Below are 16,497 nucleotides of genomic sequence, written 5' to 3'. Positions count from 1 at the left end.
TGTCGGTATCAACGTTCGGACGGGCCGACTGCGTCGGTATCACCGGGACACGTCCGAGGGCACCGACGACGCCTACTTGACGGCGCGGCGAGTACGCCCGGTCGATGACGGGCATCGAAGGCACGCGAATCGCGGACGTCGACGACGTTCCCGAGACGGGGTCGTACCTGTTCACCGCCGAAGACGGGTTCACCAACGAACGAGAGGTCATCCTCGTCCCGTGCGAAGACGACCCCGGCGTCGAGGCGTGGGTCAACAACTGCACGCACGAGAACCAACGCTTCGACCGCGGGTCCGGGGCCGCCATGCGGAACGGCGAGATTATCTGCCCGAAACACGGCTCGATGTTCGACGCCTGTTCGGGCGCGTGCGACAACGGCGAGGCGGCCGGAACGTCGCTTCCGAGCGTCGAAATCGCGGTTCGAGACGGCGGCGTGTTCCTCACGGACGACCGCTACAGCTACCTGCACGACGGGGGAATCGAGGCGGACGACGGCCCCGACTCCACCTCGCACCTCGGCTTCTGAGTGCCGCGTTCGGCCGCGCGGTGAGCGCGGATTCCGCGGCACCTTTAGCCTTCGACCGCCTCACCTCGCGTGTGGAACCGGACGACAACCGCCGTGGCTGGGCCGAGCGTTCCGGAGAGTTCTCGCCGGGCTACTACGCCGAAATCGGCCCGAACGAGGTGTCAGAGACGCTCGCGACCGTCTTCGAGCACTACGTCGACGAGGACGCCGCCGTCCTCGAAGTCGGCTGTAGTTCCGGGCGACATCTCGCGCACCTCCGGAGCCACGGCTTCGAGAACCTCACCGGTATCGACCTCAACGAAGCGTCGTTCGACGTCATGCGGGAGTACTTCCCCGAACTCGCCGAGACGGGGACGTTCTACACGGGTGCGATAGAGGACGTCGTCGCCGACTTCGACGACGACGCCTTCGACGTCGTCTACTCCGTGGAGACGCTCCAACACGTCCACCCGGACGACGCGTGGGTGTTCGAGGAACTGACCCGAATCTCCTCGGACCTCCTGATAACGGCCGAGAACGAGGGCAACAGCCCACAGCGCGGCCGCGAGGGCGCGGAGGTCAGTTACGTCAACGACGACTTCCCACTGTATCACCGCAACTGGAAACAGGTGTTCTCGGGACTCGGCCTCGCCCAACTGCTCTCGGAACCGGGAAAGCGCGACACGGTGCGCGTGTTTCGCGTGCTCTGAGGCTCTGTCGCGGCCCTCGCGTCGGTGGGCTCTCTTGGCCGTGGTCGCCCCGATAGCCTCCGGTACCTGTTCGGTCCGAGACGACCGACGCGTCTGTGAGGAGTTCGACCGACGCCCGAGACGAGACCGGCTCGTTGCCGACGACGGTTTATTTATTCGGCAGAATAATTTGCTTGAAGCGAATATTTCCTCGCCGGATTAGACAATCTTAACAGGCAAAAGCAACAACTCCCTGACGATGAGAAAGACCAACCGTGACTGGTGGCCGGAGCAGTTGGACCTGGAGATTCTCGACCAGAACGCCCGCGACATCGGGCCGATGGACGAGGAGTTCGACTACGCCGAGGAGTTCCAGAAACTCGACCTCGACGAGGTCAAGGCGGACATCGAGGAGGTCTTGACGACCTCTCAGGACTGGTGGCCCGCCGACTACGGCCACTACGGCCCGCTGATGATTCGGATGGCGTGGCACAGCGCTGGGACGTACCGCGCCAGTGACGGTCGCGGCGGCGCGGGCGGCGGCAGACAGCGCTTCGCACCGCTCAACAGTTGGCCGGACAACGCGAACCTCGACAAGGCCCGCCGACTGCTCTGGCCGGTCAAGCAGAAGTACGGAAAGAAGCTCTCGTGGGCCGACTTGATGATTCTGACCGGGAACGTCTCGATGGAGTCGATGGGCTTCAAGACGTTCGGCTTCGCCGGCGGCCGCGAGGACGCCTACGAACCGGACCCCGCCGTCGACTGGGGCCCCGAAGACGAGATGGAGACGAACGAGCGCTTCGACGAACCCGGTAACATTCAGGAGGGTCTCGGTGCCTCCGTGATGGGTCTCATCTACGTCAACCCCGAAGGGCCGGACGGCAACCCCGACCCCGAGGCGTCCGCGAAGAACATCCGCCAGACGTTCAGTCGGATGGCGATGAACGACGAACAGACGGTCGCGCTCATCGCCGGCGGCCACACGTTCGGGAAGGTCCACGGCGCGGACGACCCCGACAACCTCGGCCCCGAACCCGAGGCGGCCCCCATCGAGGCGCAGGGCTTCGGCTGGGAGAGCGACCACGAGTCCGGAAAGGGCGCGGACACCATCACAAGCGGCATCGAGGGGCCGTGGACGCAGTCGCCCATCGAGTGGGACATGGGCTATCTGAACAACCTGCTCGACTACGAGTGGGAACCCGAGAAAGGCCCCGGCGGCGCGTGGCAGTGGACGCCCGTCGACGAGGAACTCGAAGACACCGTTCCGGACGCCCACGACTCCGAAGAGACGGCGACGCCGATGATGCTCACGACGGACATCGCCCTGAAGAAGGACCCCGACTACCGGGAGATTGTCGAACGCTTCCAGGACAACCCGATGGAGTTCGGGATGGCGTTCGCGAAGGCCTGGTACAAACTGACGCACCGCGATATGGGTCCGCCGATTCGGTTCCTCGGCCCGGAGGTCCCGGACGAGGAGATGCTGTGGCAGGACCCGCTCCCGGACGCCGACTACGAGCAGGTCGGTGACGAGGAAGTCGCCGAACTCGAAGAACGCATTCTCGACTCGGGTCTCTCCGTCTCCGAACTCGCCGAGACGGCGTGGGCGTCGGCGTCGACGTACCGCGACAGCGACAAGCGCGGCGGCGCGAACGGCGCTCGAATCCGACTCCGCCCGCAACGCGACTGGGAGGTGAACGACCCCGGACAGCTCTCGACCGTGCTCGACACGCTCCGAGAGATTCAGACGGAGTTCAACGACTCCAGAGACGACGACGTGCGCGTCTCGCTCGCGGACCTCATCGTCCTCGGTGGTAACGTGGCCGTCGAGCAAGCGGCCGAGAGAGCGGGCCACGACGTGGACGTCCCGTTCGAACCCGGCCGGACCGACGCCACGCAGGACCAGACCGACCCCGACTCCTTCGAGGCGCTCGAACCGACGGCCGACGGCTTCCGGAACTACCGCGCGGACGACGCCGACCGTGCGAGCGAGGAACTGCTCGTCGACAAGGCAGACCTGCTCGACCTGACGCCGAAAGAGATGACGGTGCTGGTGGGCGGCATGCGCGCACTCGACACGAACTACGACGACTCGGACCTCGGCGTCTTCACCGACGAACCCGAGACGCTGACCAACGACTTCTTCGTGAACCTGCTGGACATGGACACGGAGTGGCAGGAGTCCGACGAGTCGGACAACCTGTTCGAGGGACGCAACCGCGACACCGGCGACGTCGAGTGGCGAGGCTCCCGCGTGGACCTTATCTTCGGTTCGCACTCCCGGCTTCGCGCCCTCGCAGAGGTGTACGGCAGTGCCGACGCAGAGGAGAAGTTCGTGCACGACTTCGTGGACGCCTGGCACAAAGTGATGACGCTCGACCGGTTCGACCTCGAGTACGCCGACGAGTAGACCACGAAGCGTAACCGTCGCAGCGACCGTGACCTGAACTCCGTCGTCCCGTCGCCCCCGGCGAACGAGACGGGTCGGAGTCTGCGTCGGAGAACACCCCCATGCGTCCCTTCTTCGGCTCGAACTTTTGTTCGTGCGTTCCGAGACGACGGTATGGACGAGACCGACCGCCGCGTTCTCTCTGTGCGTGTCGAACGGGGACGGGCTACTCCCGACGACGCTCACGAACGGCCTGTAATTTCCACCTCGGCACTCCACTCGGAGTCCGACGACGCGACGAGACACCGCGTAGCCGGCGCGCATCCGGTCACGCGTCCGCGAACACGTCCCGACGGACACTCGCATTTACGGACCGGCCGATGACCGGGGAAGCCCGCACTCCGGACGGTGAGACCGGGCCGCTCGACGGACTCACCGTCGTCGACGCGTCCCGCGTCCTCGTGGGGCCGTTCTGCACGATGCAACTCGGTGACCTCGGTGCGGACGTCATCAAAGTCGAGCGCCCCGACGTCGGCGACCAGACCCGCGGGTGGCGGCCGCCGTCGTACGGCGACACCGAGGAGAGCGCCTACTACCTGAGTATCAACCGCAACAAGCGTTCGGTCACGCTCGACTTCTCGACCGACGCGGGGCGCGAGGTGTTTCGTGACCTCGTGAGCGAGGCCGACATCCTCGTCGAGAACTTCCGCGTCGGGACGATGGAGGAGTGGGGTCTCGGCTACGACGACCTCCGCGCGGAGAATCCGGCGCTCGTCTACTGTTCGCTCTCCGGGTACGGCGAGTGGGGACCGCACAGAGACCGCCCCGCGTACGACATCATGATGCAGGCCGAGGGTGGCCTGATGAGCATCACCGGCGAGGAGGACGGCCCGCCCGTCCGCGTCGGCGTCGCCATCGCGGACATCGGGGCGGGGATGTACGCCACGCAGGCGATTCTCGCCGCCTTACTGTCCCGTGAACTCGGCGACGGAACCGGACAGAAAGTCGACGTCAGCCTCCTCGACGGCCAGGTGGCGTGGACGAGTTACATGGCCTCGAACTACTTCGCGACGGGAACCCCGCCGGGACGAATGGGGAGCAAGCACCCGACTATCACGCCGTATCAGGCGTTCGAGACCCGCGACGACTACGTCGTCGTCGCCTGCGCGTCCGAACACATCTGGCCGCGGTTCTGCGCCGCGTTCGACCTGATGGACCTCGTGGACGACGAACGCTTCGCGACGAACGCCGACCGGGTCGAAAACCGGGATGCCCTCGATTCGATTCTCGACGCGGAACTCGCGACGTACACGACCGCGGAAGTCGTCTCGCGTTGCCGCGACCACGACGTTCCGGTCAGTCCGGTCAACGATATGGAAGACGTGTTCGACCACCCGCAGGTCGAAGCGCGGCGGATGCATCGGACTGTCGAGCATCCCACGGCCGGCCCCGTCGAGATGGCTGGAAGCCCCATGCACTTCTCGGGCACGCCGACGTCGATTCGTCGCCATCCGCCGCTTCTCGGTGAACACACGGAGGAGGTCCTCGGGGAGTATGGGTATCGACCCGAAGACATCGAACACTTGCGCGACGTGGGCGCTATCTGAACTTCTCGTATCGGTTTTCCGACTGAAGCTGTCTCAGTTCACCGAGTAGCCTATCGTCGCACGTCCTCGGAAACCAACGGACTCGGTGGGGATTCGGTACGAAACGAGATAAATTTCGTTCACTCGAAACCACCACAAAACGGACCCGACGGGATTCCCGCGAGCGAAGTGAGCGGGAAGTCGTCGGGGGAGTGAGGCCGAAGGCCGAACGGACCCGACGGGATTTGAACCCGCGACATCTTGGTCCGGAACCAAACACTCTGTCCGCTGAGCTACGGGCCCTCGGAAGTGAGTACCGCACGACGCCGCTTAACCGTTGTGAACGACCGGCACCACGACGTCACTCTACCGCGGCGTCCGAGCGGTCGATGACGGACTCTTTCCACGTTCCGCGGGTGAACCAGGCGGCCGCCGCGATGGCGCCCAGAATCTGCCCGACGGCCATTCCGATCCAGATGCCCATCTCGCCGAACCCCTGGACGAACGAGAGGTAGTAGACGATGGGAATACGGCCGAACCAGAGCGCGAACAGCGAGAACGCCAGCGCGGTCTTCGTGTTTCCGGCACCGCGGTAGGCGCCGAGGACGGTCTGGAGGACGCCGATGAAGCCGAACTCGAAGGCGCGGACGCGGATGTACTCCGCTCCGAGTTCGATGGTTCGCGCCGCGGAGTCGGTTCCCGTCCCGATGAACACGCCGACGATGGGTTCGGCGAAGAGATAGGCGACGACGCCGATGACGAGCATGACGCTCGCGCCGACTTTCGCGGCCAACCAGACGGCACGCTCGGCCCGTTCGGGCTTTTGAGCGCCGAGGTTCTGGCCGACGATGGTGTCGGTGGCCCGGCCGAGGCCGAGTGCGGGGAGGAACACGAGCGAGGTGAGTCGGTTGCCGAGGCCGTAGGCGGCGACGACTTCGGGGGCGAACGTGACGACCATCGCGGTGAGGGTGATGAAGCCGAGTGCGCTGGCGGACTGTTCGAGTGCGCTCGGGACGCCGAGTCGAACGATCTTTTCGATGTACTCGCGTTGGGGGACGAAGTCGCCGAGCGACACGTCCGGACCGGCACTCGTCCCGAAGATGACGTAGAGGCCGATGACCGTCGCCACGGCGCGAGACAGCACCGTCGCGAAGGCGGCACCGGTGACGCCGTATCCCTCGAAACCCGTCGCGGCGAACAGCCACGTTTCGACGCCGCGGAGGCCGAGCATCCCGAACAGGGGGTTGTTCTCGAAGCCGAAGATGAAGATGGGGTCGACGAGGACGTTGATGGCGACGCTGACGAACATCACGACCATCGGCGCGCGGGTGTTGCCGTAGCCGCGCATGAGAGAAGAGAAGACGAAGAAGCCGAAGAGGAACGGCAGGCCGAGGAAGAAGACGCGCATGTAGTCTCCGGCCAGCGGGATGACCTGGCCGGCCGTCGCCGGGGAACTCGGGAGGACGCCGAGCATCAGGTCCGTCGCGAAGAAGCCGAGGACGCCGACGGCGACGGCGATGACGGTGATGAACGAGAACGTCTGCCCGGCGACGACGCCCGCCGAACCCTCCTTCTTCGCGCCGGTGTACTGCGCGACGAGAATCGTCCCGGCCACGGTGAACCCGCCGCCGACGGAGATGAGAAGGAAGATGAGCGGAAACGCGAGGCTGATGGCGGCGACGGCGTCCGTCGAGAGGCGGCCGAGCCAGATGGTGTCGGCGAGGTTGTAGGCCACCTGGAGGAGTTCGGTGACGATGATGGGCCACGCGAGAGCGAACATGGGCCGTTTCAAGTCGCCCTCGGTCAGCGAACCACCGTCTGACGGAGGGTTTGGAGGCACTGAACGTTACGGACAACGTGTTCTCGTTTCAACCCGTCGAAACGGGAACGGACCGCCGGCTATTTCGAATCGAAATACGTCTCGGAGCGGACGGAAGCGCCGCTTCGAAATCAGCGTCGAGAGAACGAATCCTCGGGGGAGTCGGCCGCGCTACGGTGCTTCGCCGGTCTCGATGGTGAAGTCGGCCTTCGGGTACGCAACGCAGGTGAGGGTGTAGCCCTCGCCGAGTTCGCCGTCGTCGAGCATCTGCTGGTTGTCGTGGACGACGTAGTCCTCGGAGTTGCCGCCGGAGGTAATCTGCCCGGCGCAGGAGACGCACTGACCCTGTCGGCAGGCGTACGGCAGGTCCCAGCCCTCGTCCTCGCCAGCCTCCAGGACGGTCTGGTTGTTGGCGACTTCGATGGTGCTTCCCTGCTTCGTGTACTCGACCTCGAAGTACTCGACTTCGTCCTCGGGGATGTCAGCGGGACTCGTCGACTCCTCTTCGGCGTCGCCTTCCAGTTCCGCGCCGTCTTCGCCGCCCGCGACGGCACCGGCGGCGACGCCGCCGCCACCGATAGAGCGGTTCATCGGTTCGGGGAAGTCCGTTTCGGCGACGGTGCTCGCTCGCTGTTCGAGGACGGCCTGCGAGATGTCCCCGGTGGGCTTCCACTCGGTCCCTCGCGAGAAGTGCAAGGCGACGGCGGTGAGCGTCAGGGTCACGCCGATACCCAACCCCACGAGGCTGATTTCGACCATGTCGGCGGCTACGGAGTCGGGGGTTAAGGGAATTTTGATTGTCGCCACGCCGAACGGCGGTTCGAAGGGGGTGAGTGGATGAATTTCACCGTCTCACTTCGGATACCGCTCCCCGACCGAACGGTTTTCTCCTCCCTCGTCCACAGTTCAGCATGGCGAAGATAGTCTACGACGACGGCTCCGGTGTCGTCGAGTACGAGGCTCCGACCATCGAGTACGACAAGAACAGACGCGCCTGGGCGATTCGACAGGAGGGCGAAAAGCCCATGTCCATCTACGTCCCCGAGACGCGGGTGTTTCGGGTGGAGAAGCGCGGCGGACGGTAGTCGCCGTCAGTTCGGCTGACTACTCCTCGCGACGCTCGTGTCGCTTCGCTCACTCCTCGCGAACGATTTCGTGCCGCCCGAATCCGTATCGCAGACGGTTCGCGAGACGGCGCGAGAAGCGCGCCTCGTCGCGACTGCCGAAGCGTTCTGAGAGCGCCTGATAGATGAGCGGCACCGGTACCTCCTGTTCGAGGGCTTCCTGCACCGTCCACGTCCCCGTCGACCCGCCGGAGATGTGGTCGGCGACGTCGCCGAGGTCGTTTCCTTCTTCTCTGAAGGCCTCCTCGCAGAGTTCCAAGAGCCACGAGCGGATGACCGCGCCGTTGTTCCACGTCCGCGAGACGGCTTCGAGGTCGAGGTCGTAGCGGCCGTTCGCGAGCAGTTCGAACCCCTCGCCGTACGCCTGCATGAGGGCGTACTCGACGCCGTTGTGGACCATTTTCACGTAGTGGCCCGACCCCGCCGGACCCATCCGGTCGTGGCCCGCGGGTCCGGTCGCGACGGCGTCGAAGACGGGCGTCAGTTCCTCGTAGGCCCACTCGGGACCGCCGACCATGAGCGAGAAGCCGAGTTCCGCGCCCGCGGGGCCGCCGGAGGTGCCGCAGTCGAGGTAGGCCGCCTTCGTCGCCTCCGCACGGCGGACGGACTGCTCGAAGTGCGAGTTGCCGCCGTCGACGACGACGTCGCGGTCGGTGAGATGGGGGTCCAGTTCGTCCAGCGTCGCGTCCACCGCGTCGCCCGCCGGGACCATGAGCCAGATACGCTTCTCCTCGTCGAGTCTGTCGACGAAGTCGTCGAGGCTCGACGCGGCCTCCGCGCCCGCGTCCGCCGCCGCCGCGACGGCCTCCTCCGAGAGGTCGAACGCGACCACGTCGTGCCCGGCGTCGAGCACGCGGTTCACCACGATCTGCCCCATCCGTCCGAGTCCGATGACGCCCAGTTGCATGCGTGGCCGTCCACTCGCGGGGGAGGTAGTGGTTCCGATTCGTCGACTCTCCGCTCCCCGTCTTCCCGCGCGGTACTCCTGTCCCGCACCCGACACACCGCGATGCGCCTATGTACTGTCACGGCGTAGCACAGCATCATGCTCGACGAACTCGTCAGGACGAACGCGCCGACCGCCGCCCCGGACACTCCAGTCGCGGACGTCGCGACGGCGATGCGAACGCACGACGCGGATGTGGTCGTCGTCCTCGACGAGGACCGACCGCGCAGCGTCGTGACGCCCGCCACGTTGGGCCGGGCCGTCGTCGCGGGCGAGGACCTCGGGTCGCAGGCCGTCGGCGAACTCCTCCCCGCCGACCCGGTGACGATTCGACGGGTCGCCACCCGCGCGGACCTCGTCGCCGTCTTCGCCCGCGAGGGCGTCCGCGAGGCCATCGTCGTCGACGACTCCGACCAGTACGTCGGCGTCGTCACGTTCGAGAACGTCCTCGCGGCCTACAGTGCGGAGTTCGACGCCTTACTGGACTTACTGAAGTGAGCGACCCCGGGCGGCCGCCCGCCAAACGCCGCCCGCGTCGGCGACACCAGACGCGACTGTTTTCTCTCTGCTCCGTGAACGCCCGCTATGGACCCACGAGTGCGAGACCACGCCGAGGTGTTGGTCGACTGGAGCGCGCGAATCGAGGCCGGAGACGACGTGGTGTTGAGCGTCGCCGAAGACACGCACGAACTCGCCGTCGCCGTCGCCGAGAAACTGGGCGAACGCGGTGCAAATCTGGTCACCACCTACGCCTCTGATGAGGTGTCCCGCGCGTACCTCCGCGCGCACGACGCCGACTTCGAGACGGCGGACCACGAACTCGCCCTCTACGAGAACGCCGACTCGGTGCTGTTCCTCCGCGGCGGGCGCAACACGTTCGCCACCGCCGACGTCCCCGGTGAGAGGCGGCAGGCCGCGGACGTGGCCGCCCAACCGGTCCGCGAGGCGCGGATGGACACCGACTGGGTGCTGACGCTCCACCCGACGCGTTCGCTCGCCCAACAGGCCGGGATGGCCTACGAGGAGTATCAGGAGTTCGTCTACGACGCCGTCCTCCGCGACTGGGAGACGTTAGCCGAGGAGATGCAGCAGATGAAGGAGATTCTGGACGACGGCTCCGAGGTGCGCCTCGTCAAGGAGGACACGGACGTCACGATGTCCATCGAGAACCGCGTCGCCGTCAACTCCGCCGCCTCCGTCGCCTACGACTCGCACAACCTCCCCTCGGGCGAGGTGTTCACCGCTCCCGCGGACCCCGAGGGCGAGGTGTTCTTCGACGTGCCGATGACCATCTCGGGGACGCGCGTGCGGAACGTCCACCTCACGTTCGAGGACGGCGAAGTGACCGACTTCTCCGCGGAGTCCGGCGAGTCTGCGCTCGCGGACGTCCTCGACACCGACGCGGGCGCGCGGCGACTCGGTGAACTCGGTATCGGGATGAACCGCGGTATCGACCGCTTCACCGACAACATCCTGTTCGACGAGAAGATGGGCGACACCGTCCACCTCGCCGTCGGCCGGGCCTACGGGTCGAACTTCCCGCCGGGCCGCGAGGACGAGGCCAACCAGTCGGCCGTCCACGTCGACATGATAACCGACGTGAGCGAGAACTCCAGAATCGAGGTGGACGGCGACGTCGTCCAACGAGACGGCGTCTTCCGCTGGGAAGACGGGTTCGAGTAGCGCGCACCCACTCTGGAGCGGTCATCAACAGACCCAATACTCCGGGTCAGTTGTATCTGGTATGTATCGGGGGAACCGTGCGGTGTCGTCGGTCATCGGCGTGATTTTGATGATCGCCGTGGTGGTCGTCGTCTCGTCTTCTATCGCCTTCTACTTCTGGGACGTCGCCGGAGAACAGACGCCGGCACCACAGATATCCGTCTCGCACGAACTGGTGCAGGACGGTGACGAACAGACTATTGCCGTCACGCTCGAAGCCGGGAACGCCGTCCAGACCGACCGATTGTACGTCATCGGGTCGAAGAACCTCGATATCGGGGGCGCACCGGGGAGTGCGACACCGGCGTTGGAGCGATACAGCAGCGAACGCGAGGCGTTCACCGAATCGTCCGGCGGGAGACCACCACAGGTCGGCATCGGCGAGACGTGGGAGGCCGGCGAGACCGTTTACCTGGACCCGGACGGCAGCGTCGACGGCGTCACGGTCGAACTCCACTGGAACACACGCCCGGTTCAGAACGTCAATCCCGGAACCGTCGAAGGCTCTCAGTCGTACAAGATAGCCGAATTCACGATTTCGTAGGCCCCCGTTCTGCGTCGTCACTCGGAGAGAAGAGTCGAGCGGATAGCGATGAGCGCCGACACGTCTGTCCGGATTAGGGGTCCCGACTCACTCTTGCACGCGCGCGATGTTGTGCATCTGCTTGCCGCACCGGGGACAAACCGTCGTCGGGTCCCCCGGTTCCGACCGGAAGTTGCAACTCGCGCACTCGTACCACTGCGACCTGTCGAACAGTTCTGTCATGAGAAGGAGTACGCTACTATCCATGTTAAATGCCATCTATTGTCACACTGGACGTTCACGTAAACCACGCAGACCGTGCGAGAGGGAGAAGTGCTTTCGACGTACTTTTTACCGGCTGTCGTCACGTTCCACGCATGGCAGAATTTCAGGTGGTCGTCTCCGACCCCGACACCGGCAGCACGTACCAGTTCGAGGTAGACGGTCAGGACGCGAACCGATTCCTCGGCAAAGACATCGGCGACGAAGTCGACGGCGGCGCCGTCGGCCTCGACGGCTTCACGCTCGAAATCACGGGCGGGTCCGACGAAGCGGGCCGTCCGATGCGGGCGAACGTCGCCGGGTCGAACCTCAAGGAACTCCTCTTAGAGGGCGGCGTCGGCTACAAGCCCTCCCGTGACGGCGAACGAAAGCGAATCACCGTCCGCGGCCGTCAGGTCTCCGACGAGACGGCGCAGGTCAACGTCAAGGTCATCGACGGCGGCGACGTCGCGGCCGCACTCGGCGAAGGCGACGACGAAGACGCCGAAGACGACGAGTAACCACGCGCACACGTGTCGGAACGCGTTCCAAGCGACCACGCCTCGGTGACCTCGTACCGCGCCACGGTCGCGCGTAGCGGCGGCACTCGCCGGCCGTGTCTCCGCGTCCCCGACGAAGTATCCCTCTCGGACGGCGACATCGTCAGGCTCTCTCTCGACGGCGAGTTGTACCACGCTCGCGTCGACGCCGACAGTTCCGGTCGGCTGATTCGCGGCGCGTACGACAACAAACGACTCGCGCGAACGCCCGGCGAGGGGACGAACCGCCTCGTCGAGTGGTGCGAGAAGACCGGTCGCGGCCCCGGGTCCGCCGTCGAACTGGACGTCCTCGACGCGGGATTCTGTTACGGCCTCCGCGAACCCGGCAAGCGGACCGTGTACTCCGTTCCGCAACGGCCGAACGAGTCGCTCTCGAACATCGCCGAGAAGTTCACACGCGACGAGTAGCACCGAAGTTCACGCGATTTTTACGGTTCCGCGGGGTACCGGAGAGTATGAGCAAACTCGACGAGTTCCTCGCGGGTGAACGGCACGACGACGTGGCGCTGTTCCTGACGCACGAGTATCTCGACAGTCAGGGCAAACTCCCGAACCTCGGCGAAGAGGTGGAGAACGGCTACGTCCTCGTCGTCCCCGGCGACGACGGCCGCCGCGCGTTCGCCGCCGGCACCGGTATGGACGCGATGGAGTTCTCCCGTACGGCGATGGGACAGAAGGGACACGTCGACCGCGACTTGGGCGGCGGCGAGTGCCCGGACCGCGACCCCGACGAGAACCACCAGGCGGAGTTCATCTTCTCCTTCTCTGAAGCGCAGAACGAAGAGGTCGGCGGCCTCTACGCCCGCGGTGCGGTGGTCCACGCGTACGCCCACTGCGCCTGCGGCGCGAGTTACTCGGACAAGTGGGTCGTCGGCGAAGAGACCGAGACGGGCGTCCAACCCGGCGAGTCCGACCCCGCCGAAGGGACCGAGTAACGAGACGAGAGCCGATTCGTCTGCGACTATCGTTCGTCCGCGGCTATCGGTCGTCTGCGACTATCGTTCGGTCTCGACGCCTTCGTCCTCGTCGTCGTCTCGGTCCGTTTCTGCTTCTGCTTCCGCTTCGACGTCTTCGGCCACACGCTCAAACGCCGCGAGGATGACGCGCTTTGTCGTCGCGCCGTTCGTCGTCCAGTGGTGCGCGTAGTCCAGCATGTCGTCGTAGATGTCGGGCTTGCACCCCGCGGCCTTCGGGTGGCCGCCGCCGTTGACCTGTCCGGCGACTTCGTGCGCGTGCTCGAAGTCGTCCGACCCTCTGATGCTGGCGCTTCCGGCGGGTTTGACGACGACGGCGGCGTCCGCGCCGCGTTCGCGGAGGCCCTCCGCGACTTCGTTCTGCGAACACCGGCCGTAGGTGACGCCCACCGTCCACGGGCCGACGCGCTTCATCTCCGCCCGCGAGAGGGCGGCGTCGATGAGTTGCTGTTTCTCCACGCGGCGCAGTTCGATGAACTGCTCGACGATGGGCGGCAGGTCGACGCCGTACGCGCCGACGACGGTGACGTACTCTTCGGGGTTCACCCAGTAGGCGTAGTCCGACAGGTCGTCGCTCCGGTCGTCCTCCTTTATCCACAGGTCGTGGTCGCGGGTGACCGCCGCGAGTTCCTGCCAGCGGTCGTCGAACTCGTGGTCCAAAGAGCGGAGCGTCACGTCCGTCGAACACTCCTCGTCGGACTCGCCGACGACCAGTTCGACGCCCGCGTCGCGCACGGCCTGCATCGTCTCGTCGTCCCACTGGTGGTGGTCGTACCACGACACCGAGGCGGCCTTCGCCACGAGTGCGTCGAGTTCGTCCGCAATCCAGCGATAGTCGTCGGGACAGAGGTCACAGACGTACGCGTCGATACCGTCCGGGGCGTACTCGGCGACGCGTTCGAGGGCGTCGTCCAGCGAGTACGGACCCGCGCCGACGAGGGCGACGCGCGAACGCGGCGCTTCCTCGTCTTCGTCTCCGTCTTCGCCCGAGTCGTCCTCGTCCTCGGCGGGGGCCTCGGACTCCCAGCGCTCGACGCGTTCGGCGACGCTCTCCTCGAACGAGGCCACGTCGAGGGCGGCGTCGTACATCTCGCGCACGAGGGCGACACAGCCCAGTCCGTCGGCGTCGGTGTCGGCGACGACGACGACGTCTGCGTCCTCGACGGCCTCCTTCACTCGTTCTTCGGCGTAGTCCTCGTCCAGCGAGTCGGGGTAGAAAAAGCCCTTTCCGGGCAACTGCGACTTCCGCGAGAGCGACAGTCGCGCGCTGTCGATGAGTTCGTCTTCCATACCGGGGCGAGGAGGCGGGGAGTGAAAGCCTCCGTGGTCTCTGCGCTCTCCAGTCGCGACGCCGTCTCCGCCGACGCTCAGACCGTCTCGGGCGTCCCCGTCGGTCCGTCTCGCTCGTCTTCGGCCAACTGTCGAACCGTCAGGACGGGGACCGGACAGGTGCGGACGACGCGTTCTGCGACCGACCCGATGAGAAACCGGTTCTCGCCGTGACGGCCGCGCGTGCCGAGTGCGACCACGTCGGCGTCTATCTCGCGGGCGTAGTCGCCGACGACGGTGGCCGGGCGGCCCTCCCGGACGGCCGTCGTCACCGGTCGGTCGGTGGCCTCCTCGACTTCCGAGAGCGCGCGTTCGCCCCGTTCGGTGAGCGCGTCGCGCATCTCCTCTCGGAGGCGCTCGGGCGAGGAGTCCACCTCTCCGGCGTCCACGACGTACAGGGCGTGGACCGTCGCGTCGAACCGGTCTGCGAGGTCCGCGGCGACGCCGACGGCCCGCCGAACGCTCTCGGACCCGTCCGTCGCGATGACGATGGTGTCGAACATGCGCGGCGGTTCGTCCGTCGGCGGCTTAAAACCAGCCGGGAACCCGCGGGAATCGCGAGGCGGCGGGGTGAGTCTTTTTGACCGCGGGAGTCGCATGGCCGGATATGACCGACCGACGCCCGTTGGACGTGAACCTCGTCCTCGTCCCCGTCGACCGGAGCGAGGAGTCCGCGAACGCCGTCGAACACGCCGCCGCCATCGCCGAGAAATACGACGCGCGCGTCCACGCCGTCCACGTTCTCGGCGAAGACGTCGTCCGCGCCATCGAGACGGGCGCGGTGAACGACGAGGACGTCGTCGCCGACAGCGACGCCATCGAGACGACGTGCGACGACATCGCCGCGCGGTACGGCGTCCCGTTGTCCACATCCGTCGCCTACGGCTTCTCGACGAAGATGAAACTGCGTCACCCCGGAAGCGTCGTCCTCGACACCGCAGAAGAACTCGACGCCGACTTCGTCGTCGTCCCCCGCGAACCCGTCTCCGGCGACCCCGGCGAAGTGCTGGCGAAGGCCGCCGAGTACGTTCTCCTCTACGCCAGCCAGCCCGTCCTCTCTGTCTGACGTCTCACTGCGCCGAGAGGGTGAGGGTCATCTCCAACTCGAAGCTCTCCGAATCGCTCGTCTCGAAGCCGATTTTCTTGTACAGACCGACGGCCGCGCGGTTCCAGCGTTCGACCGTGAGCCAGACGTTCTCGACACCCTGCTCGGCACCGTACCCGAGCAGCGACTCGATGAGGTGCGTCCCGATTCCGGCCTCCTGGTACGCCTGCAAAACGAAGATAGCGAGTTCGTAGGCGTCGCCGTCGGGGACGAGGGTGGCGTGTCCGGCCGCGTCGTCGCCGTCCCAGACGACGACGTTCAGACAGTCGCCGTCAAGGATGTTGTCCAGCCAATCGCGGATGCGGCGTTCCTGTCCCGGGGGGATACCCTGCGCTCTGTCCGCCGGGTCGAACGCCTCGTACATCGCCACGAGCGCCTCGAACTCCTCGTCGCTCCCGTCGTACGGCCGAATCTCCATCTCGCGGCCTTCGCGGTCTTCGAACGAGGTCGGGGGCGCTGCGAACGGTCCGGCGGTCTCGTCCGGATATCGACGTGGTTTGCTCATCGGACCAGAGACACCGTGACGTGTGAGTTCAGGAGCACGAACTCCGCGATGCTCCCGAGGTTTATCTTCCCCATCGGACTCGTCTGCCCGCCGCCGATGACGATTTCGTCGAAGCCCTCGGATTCGGCGGTGTCGACGAGGCTACTCCCCGGGTCGCCCTCGAGGTGTCGAATCTCGGCGTCGACGCCCTCCGCGTCGAGAATTTCGCGGACCATCTCGGCTATCTCCTCGCGAGACCGGTCCGAAGAGGGGTTCTCCACGATGGCGACGGTCAACTCGTCGCCCGCGGTGGCCGCCCGAGCGGTGGTCTGTTCGACCGCACGTATCGAATCGTCGCTCCCGCCGACTCCCAACAGCACCTTCATGAGACGTGGTGTCGTGGCCGCGGTAAAAAACAGTTGCCCGTCGGAGTTCGCGCGGACGCCCCGACGGAACCCTTTTCCGCCGCGCCGAGATACC

The 16,497-nt window shown here is 66.0% G+C and carries 20 protein-coding genes and 1 tRNA gene; 12 read left to right on the top strand and 9 right to left on the bottom strand.

Going from position 1 to position 16,497, the window contains the following annotated elements; genetic code table 11:
* Positions 1–104 precede the first annotated feature (104 nt).
* The 4 genes from BM282_RS17955 (at position 105) to BM282_RS17940 (ending at position 5,191) form a co-directional block, all read left to right on the top strand.
* Positions 105–527 (top strand): Rieske (2Fe-2S) protein, encoded by a 423-nt coding sequence (locus BM282_RS17955; protein WP_089883616.1) that lies wholly within the window; start codon positions 105–107, stop codon positions 525–527.
* A gap of 71 nt (positions 528–598) precedes the next feature.
* Complete coding sequence (locus tag BM282_RS17950) at positions 599–1,216, top strand: class I SAM-dependent methyltransferase (RefSeq protein ID WP_089883614.1); 618 nt, start codon at positions 599–601, stop codon at positions 1,214–1,216.
* Positions 1,217–1,454: 238 nt separating this feature from the next.
* Complete coding sequence (gene katG, locus BM282_RS17945; RefSeq protein WP_089883612.1) at positions 1,455–3,605, top strand: catalase/peroxidase HPI; 2,151 nt, start codon at positions 1,455–1,457, stop codon at positions 3,603–3,605.
* A 359-nt stretch (positions 3,606–3,964) separates the two neighbouring features.
* Entirely contained in the window at positions 3,965–5,191 is a 1,227-nt protein-coding gene (locus BM282_RS17940) for a CaiB/BaiF CoA transferase family protein (protein WP_089883611.1), read from the top strand.
* Positions 5,192–5,400: 209 nt separating this feature from the next.
* Here BM282_RS17940 and BM282_RS17935 read toward each other — a convergent pair.
* The 3 genes from BM282_RS17935 to BM282_RS17925 all read right to left on the bottom strand — a co-directional run bounded on the left by BM282_RS17935 (position 5,401) and on the right by BM282_RS17925 (position 7,748).
* Positions 5,401–5,473 (bottom strand) — tRNA-Arg (locus BM282_RS17935).
* A gap of 58 nt (positions 5,474–5,531) precedes the next feature.
* Positions 5,532–6,950 (bottom strand): MATE family efflux transporter, encoded by a 1,419-nt coding sequence (locus BM282_RS17930; protein WP_089883609.1) that lies wholly within the window; start codon positions 6,948–6,950, stop codon positions 5,532–5,534.
* A gap of 210 nt (positions 6,951–7,160) precedes the next feature.
* Positions 7,161–7,748, bottom strand: coding sequence for a 2Fe-2S iron-sulfur cluster-binding protein (locus tag BM282_RS17925; protein ID WP_089883608.1), 588 nt, complete (start codon positions 7,746–7,748; stop codon positions 7,161–7,163).
* A gap of 152 nt (positions 7,749–7,900) precedes the next feature.
* On the opposite strand from BM282_RS17925, the gene BM282_RS18730 reads away from it, so the two are divergent.
* Positions 7,901–8,074, top strand: a complete 174-nt coding sequence (locus tag BM282_RS18730; protein WP_175501620.1) for a hypothetical protein — start codon at positions 7,901–7,903, stop codon at positions 8,072–8,074.
* A gap of 49 nt (positions 8,075–8,123) precedes the next feature.
* On the opposite strand, the gene gnd is transcribed toward BM282_RS18730, so the two are convergent.
* On the bottom strand, positions 8,124–9,020 hold the full coding sequence (gene gnd / locus BM282_RS17920) for a phosphogluconate dehydrogenase (NAD(+)-dependent, decarboxylating) (protein WP_089883606.1): 897 nt from the start codon (positions 9,018–9,020) through the stop codon (positions 8,124–8,126).
* Positions 9,021–9,158: 138 nt separating this feature from the next.
* On the opposite strand from gnd, the gene BM282_RS17915 reads away from it, so the two are divergent.
* The 3 genes from BM282_RS17915 (at position 9,159) to BM282_RS17905 (ending at position 11,325) form a co-directional block, all read left to right on the top strand.
* On the top strand, positions 9,159–9,557 hold the full coding sequence (locus tag BM282_RS17915; RefSeq protein WP_089883604.1) for a CBS domain-containing protein: 399 nt from the start codon (positions 9,159–9,161) through the stop codon (positions 9,555–9,557).
* A gap of 87 nt (positions 9,558–9,644) precedes the next feature.
* Positions 9,645–10,742 carry an aminopeptidase gene (locus BM282_RS17910; RefSeq protein ID WP_089883602.1) on the top strand — a complete coding sequence of 366 codons (1,098 nt, stop codon included), beginning with the start codon at positions 9,645–9,647 and terminating at the stop codon, positions 10,740–10,742.
* Between the two features lie 61 nt (positions 10,743–10,803).
* Entirely contained in the window at positions 10,804–11,325 is a 522-nt protein-coding gene (locus BM282_RS17905) for a type IV pilin (protein ID WP_089883600.1), read from the top strand.
* Positions 11,326–11,412: 87 nt separating this feature from the next.
* On the opposite strand, the gene BM282_RS18295 is transcribed toward BM282_RS17905, so the two are convergent.
* Positions 11,413–11,547: a rubrerythrin-like domain-containing protein gene (locus BM282_RS18295; RefSeq protein ID WP_139229757.1), complete on the bottom strand. Its 135-nt coding sequence runs from the start codon at positions 11,545–11,547 to the stop codon at positions 11,413–11,415.
* A gap of 134 nt (positions 11,548–11,681) precedes the next feature.
* On the opposite strand from BM282_RS18295, the gene BM282_RS17900 reads away from it, so the two are divergent.
* The 3 genes from BM282_RS17900 to BM282_RS17890 are packed head-to-tail and all read left to right on the top strand — an operon-like array spanning position 11,682 to position 13,060.
* Complete coding sequence (locus BM282_RS17900; RefSeq protein WP_089883599.1) at positions 11,682–12,086, top strand: 30S ribosomal protein S6e; 405 nt, start codon at positions 11,682–11,684, stop codon at positions 12,084–12,086.
* 12 nt (positions 12,087–12,098) lie between these two features.
* Positions 12,099–12,533: a DUF7112 family protein gene (locus BM282_RS17895; protein WP_089883597.1), complete on the top strand. Its 435-nt coding sequence runs from the start codon at positions 12,099–12,101 to the stop codon at positions 12,531–12,533.
* A gap of 47 nt (positions 12,534–12,580) precedes the next feature.
* A complete protein-coding gene (locus BM282_RS17890) occupies positions 12,581–13,060 on the top strand; it encodes a DUF5807 family protein (protein ID WP_089883595.1) in 480 nt (159 codons plus the stop codon).
* Between the two features lie 60 nt (positions 13,061–13,120).
* Here BM282_RS17890 and BM282_RS17885 read toward each other — a convergent pair whose 3' ends face one another.
* Both BM282_RS17885 and BM282_RS17880 read right to left on the bottom strand, forming a co-directional pair.
* The gene (locus tag BM282_RS17885; protein WP_089883593.1) at positions 13,121–14,389 is read right to left on the bottom strand and encodes a DHH family phosphoesterase; all 1,269 of its coding nucleotides are present in this window, start codon (positions 14,387–14,389) and stop codon (positions 13,121–13,123) included.
* 77 nt (positions 14,390–14,466) lie between these two features.
* Complete coding sequence (locus tag BM282_RS17880; RefSeq protein WP_089883591.1) at positions 14,467–14,931, bottom strand: universal stress protein; 465 nt, start codon at positions 14,929–14,931, stop codon at positions 14,467–14,469.
* Between the two features lie 104 nt (positions 14,932–15,035).
* Here BM282_RS17880 and BM282_RS17875 point away from each other — a divergent pair, with 104 nt between their 5' ends.
* On the top strand, positions 15,036–15,494 hold the full coding sequence (locus BM282_RS17875) for a universal stress protein (RefSeq protein WP_089883589.1): 459 nt from the start codon (positions 15,036–15,038) through the stop codon (positions 15,492–15,494).
* Between the two features lie 4 nt (positions 15,495–15,498).
* Here BM282_RS17875 and BM282_RS17870 read toward each other — a convergent pair whose 3' ends face one another.
* Together BM282_RS17870 and BM282_RS17865 are read right to left on the bottom strand one after the other, a co-directional pair.
* A complete protein-coding gene (locus tag BM282_RS17870; protein WP_089883587.1) occupies positions 15,499–16,038 on the bottom strand; it encodes a GNAT family N-acetyltransferase in 540 nt (179 codons plus the stop codon).
* On the bottom strand, positions 16,035–16,403 hold the full coding sequence (locus BM282_RS17865; RefSeq protein ID WP_089883585.1) for a universal stress protein: 369 nt from the start codon (positions 16,401–16,403) through the stop codon (positions 16,035–16,037). Before BM282_RS17865 ends, BM282_RS17870 begins: the two co-directional genes overlap by 4 nt.
* Positions 16,404–16,497: the final 94 nt, after the last annotated feature.

Origin of the sequence: Halogeometricum limi (genome assembly GCF_900115785.1) — an archaeon.
Lineage (GTDB): Archaea > Halobacteriota > Halobacteria > Halobacteriales > Haloferacaceae > Halogeometricum > Halogeometricum limi.
Note: the sequence above shows the minus strand (reverse complement) of the source record. Positions and strands in the feature narration are given on the sequence as shown.